Below are 888 nucleotides of genomic sequence, written 5' to 3' on the forward strand. Positions count from 1 at the left end.
GACAAGTCGCTTCATTGCGCTTGACTTCGAAGACGGTTACTCAGTCAGCTCAGCGTCCAGGGCTCGCTCGACCAGCAGCTTGGTAAGTTGCTTGAGCAGACCGTTCTCGCCGATGAGGTCTTCGGGCTTCTTGTAGTTGGCCAGCAGGCCAGACAGCAGTTCTTCGGGTACGTCGTGTTTCTTGGTGTTCATTGTGCTTACGGACAGGCCGGCTTACGCCGGCGGTGGATTGTCCGTTTACACAAAATTCTGCACACCCTCTCGTTACCGCTGCCAACCCGCCGGTCGTCTTGAGCCATTTCTCGGCGCTCAGGTCCTGCGCATCCGCCTCGGCATTGAAGTCCGCCGTGAAATGTGCGACGCCAACGCTGGCTGCCGCCTCACGAGCAGCAACGATGATGTCACCAATTTCCCCTCGCCGCTGCTCGATGTCCTTTTTGGTGCCCTCCACCAACTGCCCAGCCTCCTCAACGGAGCGGGTCAGCTCATTGATGTTCCGCTGCACATCACCCTTCTGATAGGCGAGGTACGGAATGTACAAATGCGCCGCCGTAAAGAACTGGTCAGCCTGGCTCTTGACCTGGTTAACCAGTTGATCGCGCGCTCCTGTCGGGTTGCCTGACTCAATTGAGAAGGCCCGAATTTGCTCGAGGGTCTGCTTGATGGGCGGCAGCGTACTGACGATTTGCTGCGTTGGTCCATCCGGCAGCAGATCCAATGGCAACAGCTTGAACTGGTTCAGCATCGAGTACGTGCGTTCCAACTCCGGGCGGCAGCCCTCGAAGCTGATCTTGCCCCAGTCGGGGTTAATGAGCAGTTCGTCGACGGGCGACTGGGTGCAGTCTGAATCGCCCCGGGTTTTCTAGACACCTCTGAGCCTCAAACCTG

General features: G+C 58.0%; 1 protein-coding gene and 1 pseudogene. One reads left to right on the top strand and one right to left on the bottom strand.

Annotated features, from left to right (window positions below):
* Window positions 1-42: 42 nt before the first annotated feature.
* Window positions 43-192: pseudogene (locus OX89_RS18720) on the bottom strand (IS256 family transposase); the annotation flags it as partial.
* A gap of 37 nt (window positions 193-229) precedes the next feature.
* Here OX89_RS18720 and OX89_RS18725 point away from each other — a divergent pair.
* Window positions 230-622: a hypothetical protein gene (locus tag OX89_RS18725; protein WP_199856263.1), complete on the top strand. Its 393-nt coding sequence runs from the start codon at window positions 230-232 to the stop codon at window positions 620-622.
* Window positions 623-888: the final 266 nt, after the last annotated feature.

Source organism: Diaphorobacter sp. J5-51 (assembly GCF_001023515.1).
Taxonomy (GTDB): Bacteria; Pseudomonadota; Gammaproteobacteria; order Burkholderiales; family Burkholderiaceae_C; genus Diaphorobacter; species Diaphorobacter nitroreducens.